Raw genomic sequence first — 3114 nt, 5'->3', positions numbered from 1 at the left:
GGTAGCCGGGATCTTCCGACATGTAGCCGATGGTGTAGATGTGCACCATCAGCGACACGAAGGTCACCACCAGCATCATCATCATCACCGTCAGCGAGTCGATCAGGAAACCGACCTCGAAGTCGATGCCGCCCGCCTGCATCCAGGTGTAGATAGTGCCGTTGAAGGTGTTTCCAGCCGCCACGTCCTGGTAGATGACCAGCGACGCCACGAAGGCGATCGCGACACCGAGGATGGTGACCACATGCGCCCCCGCACGCCCGATCTGCTTTCCGAACAGGCCTGCGAGGATCGCTCCCGCCAGCGGCGCCAGCGGCACGAGGAGATAGAGTGCTTTCATGTCCGACATCGTGACGCTTCCTTATCCCTTGAGGCTGTCCAGATCATCCACGTGGATCGTGCGCATGTTGCGGAACATCACGATCAGGATCGCGAGGCCGATCGCCGATTCGGCCGCTGCCACGGTGAGGATGAAGAAAACGAAGACCTGGCCGGCAATGTCGCCGAGGTAATGCGAGAAAGCGACGAAGTTCATGTTCACCGAGAGCAGCATCAGCTCGATGGCCATCAGCAGCACGATCAGGTTCTTCCGGTTGAGGAAGATCCCGACCACGCTGATCGCGAACAGGATCGCGCCCAGGATGAGGAAATGGGAAAGCGAAAGCATCAGTGACCCCCTGATCGCACCGGCAGCTCGCCGGCGCGGTTCTTGTTTTGTTCGCGTGCGTTGTCAGTCGTCTTTCTCGGACTGCATCTTCACCAGCTCGACCCGGCCCTCGCGCCTGACGGCGACCTGCTCGGACGGCGGGATCGACTTCAGCCCCTTGCGCTTGCGCAGCGTCAGCGCCACCGCGGAGACCATCGCCACCAGCAGCACCAGGGAGGCGAGCTCGAAGGCATAGACGTAGTCGGTGTAGAGCACGCGGCCCAGCTCGCGGGTGTTGCTGTAGTCCGCGGCGACCGGCGCCGGCGCGGGCATCGCCTCGAGGCCGAAGTAGCTACCCCCGAGCACCATGACCATCTCGACCAGCATCAGGATGCCCACCAGCGCCCCCACCGGCAGGTAGCTCCAGAAGCCCTCGCGCAGCCGATCGAGGTTGATGTCGAGCATCATGACCACGAAGAGGAAGAGCACCATCACCGCGCCGACGTACACCATCACCAGCGTGACCGCGAGGAACTCGGCGTGCAGCAGCAGCCAGAGGCCGCCGGCGTTGAAGAAGGTCAGCACCAGGAAGAGCGCGGCATGTACCGGGTTCCGGGCGGTGATCACTCTCAGCGCCGCGAGCACCATGATCACGGCGAGAAAGTAGAAGACGAAGGTCTTGAATTCCATGTTCTTGACTCGTGGCGCCGAAGCGCCCTCCCCTTAGCGGTACTTGGCGTCCTGTTGGCGGTCTGCCGCGATCTGCGACTCGTGGCGATCCCCCACCGCGAGCAGCATCTGCTTCGTGTAGTACAGATCGCCGCGCTGCTCCCCGTGGTACTCCAGCACGCGGGTCTCGACGATCGCGTCCACCGGACAGGCTTCCTCGCAGAAGCCGCAGAAGATGCACTTGGTCAGGTCGATGTCGTAGCGCGTGGTGCGCCGCGAGCCGTCGTCACGCTGGTCCGATTCGATCGTGATCGCCATCGCCGGGCAGATCGCCTCGCACAGCTTGCACGCGATGCAGCGCTCCTCGCCGTTCGGGTAGCGGCGCAGGGCGTGCAGCCCGCGGAAGCGGTTGCTCTGCGGCGTCTTCTCTTCCGGGAAGAGGATAGTGATCTTGCGCTGAAAGAAATGCCGTCCGGTCAGGGCCATGCCCTTGACGAGTTCCTTCAGGAACAGACTGCCGATGTAATCCTTGGCACCCATGGTCTTCTCAACTCCAGATCGACAGCGGCGACATCATCCACACGGTCACCACGAACAGCCACACGAGGGTGACCGGGATGAACACCTTCCAGCCCAGACGCATGATGTGGTCGTAGCGGAAGCGCGGGAAGGTGGCTCGCGCCCACAGGAACAGCAGCAGGATGAACGCGGTCTTGACCGCCAGCCAGTGGAAACCATCGGGCAGGAAACCCACCGGCGACAGCCAGCCACCAAGGAACAGGATCGAGGTCAGGATCGACACCAGGATCATGTTCGCGTACTCGGCCAGGAAGAACAGCGCGAAGGTCATGCCCGAGTACTCGACCATGTGGCCCGCGACGACCTCGGCTTCGCCTTCGACCACGTCGAAGGGCGCGCGGTTGGTCTCGGCGATGCCCGAAATCACGTACACCACGAACATCGGGAAGAGCGGGATCCAGTTCCACGACAGCACGCCCAGGCCCATGTCCGCGAAGCGGCCTTCATTCTGCGACATCACGATGTCGGTGAGGTTGAGGCTGGCGGAGATCAGCAGCACGCAGATCAGCGCGAAGCCCATCGACACCTCGTAGGACACCATCTGCGCGGCGGCGCGCATCGAGCCGAGGAAGGGATACTTCGAGTTCGACGCCCAGCCGGCGACGATCACGCCGTACACCTCCATCGAGGTGATCGCGAGCAGGAAGAGCAGGCCGGCATTGACGTCGGCGAGCACCAGCCCGTCGTCGAAGGGGACCACCGCCCAGGCCGCGAGCGAGGGCGCGATCGCCAGGATCGGGCCGAGGATGAAGAGGCCCTTGTTGGCGCCGCTCGGGACGATGATCTCCTTGAACAGCAGCTTCATGCCGTCGGCGATCGGCTGCAGCAGGCCCTTCGGACCGACCCGGTTGGGGCCGATGCGGACCTGCATGTAGCCGATGACCTTGCGCTCGGCGAGGGTCAGGTAGGCGACGCAGATCATCAGCGGCGCGATGATCGCGACGATCTTGATCAGCGTCCAGATGGCCGTCCAGGAGGGGCCGAAGAAATCCGCCACGGGTTGCAGCATCGCTTCCATCACGCACGCTCCACGCTGAGGTCACCGCTCATCGCGCCGAGCGCCGCGGTCGAGGGATGCGCCGCGGCGACGCGCACGCACCCTGCAGCCAGTCCTTCGTCCGCCAGGGCGACGAGCTCGACGCTCGCCCCGCCCTGCGCCACACGCACCCGATCGCCGGCCGCGAGGCCGAGCGCCGCGAGCGTGGCCGGCGCGACGCGCG

At 64.3% G+C, this 3114-nt stretch carries 5 protein-coding genes and 1 pseudogene; all 6 read right to left on the bottom strand.

All coding sequences use genetic code 11. From position 1 onward, the window contains the following. A pseudogene (locus tag C667_RS21645) lies at nucleotides 1-349 on the bottom strand (NADH-quinone oxidoreductase subunit L); the annotation flags it as partial. A gap of 12 nt (nucleotides 350-361) precedes the next feature. Continuing rightward, nucleotides 362-667 carry an NADH-quinone oxidoreductase subunit NuoK gene (nuoK, locus tag C667_RS21640; RefSeq protein ID WP_004304479.1) on the bottom strand — a complete coding sequence of 102 codons (306 nt, stop codon included), beginning with the start codon at nucleotides 665-667 and terminating at the stop codon, nucleotides 362-364. Between the two features lie 63 nt (nucleotides 668-730). Beyond that, entirely contained in the window at nucleotides 731-1336 is a 606-nt protein-coding gene (locus tag C667_RS21635) for an NADH-quinone oxidoreductase subunit J (RefSeq protein ID WP_004384416.1), read from the bottom strand. Nucleotides 1337-1369: 33 nt separating this feature from the next. Next, on the bottom strand, nucleotides 1370-1855 hold the full coding sequence (nuoI, locus tag C667_RS21630) for an NADH-quinone oxidoreductase subunit NuoI (protein ID WP_004304483.1): 486 nt from the start codon (nucleotides 1853-1855) through the stop codon (nucleotides 1370-1372). A 7-nt stretch (nucleotides 1856-1862) separates the two neighbouring features. Next, nucleotides 1863-2912 (bottom strand): NADH-quinone oxidoreductase subunit NuoH, encoded by a 1050-nt coding sequence (gene nuoH, locus C667_RS21625; protein WP_039922684.1) that lies wholly within the window; start codon nucleotides 2910-2912, stop codon nucleotides 1863-1865. Further along, a partial coding sequence (locus C667_RS21620; RefSeq protein WP_004384413.1) for an NADH dehydrogenase subunit G occupies nucleotides 2912-3114 on the bottom strand: 203 nt, incomplete at its 5' end. The genes C667_RS21620 and nuoH, both read right to left, overlap by 1 nt.

Origin of the sequence: Thauera phenylacetica B4P, from assembly GCF_000310225.1 — a bacterium.
GTDB classification, from domain to species: Bacteria; Pseudomonadota; Gammaproteobacteria; order Burkholderiales; family Rhodocyclaceae; genus Thauera; species Thauera phenylacetica.
Note: the sequence above shows the minus strand (reverse complement) of the source record. Positions and strands in the feature narration are given on the sequence as shown.

What these genes read in the sequence shown, in the direction of transcription:
- nuoH (WP_039922684.1), bottom strand. Translation starts at nt 2,912, where the DNA reads ATGGAAGCGATGCTGCAACCCGTGGCGGATTTCTTCGGCCCCTCCTGG.
- nuoK (WP_004304479.1), bottom strand. Translation starts at nt 667, where the DNA reads ATGCTTTCGCTTTCCCATTTCCTCATCCTGGGCGCGATCCTGTTCGCG.
- C667_RS21635 (WP_004384416.1), bottom strand. Translation starts at nt 1,336, where the DNA reads ATGGAATTCAAGACCTTCGTCTTCTACTTTCTCGCCGTGATCATGGTG.
- nuoI (WP_004304483.1), bottom strand. Translation starts at nt 1,855, where the DNA reads ATGGGTGCCAAGGATTACATCGGCAGTCTGTTCCTGAAGGAACTCGTC.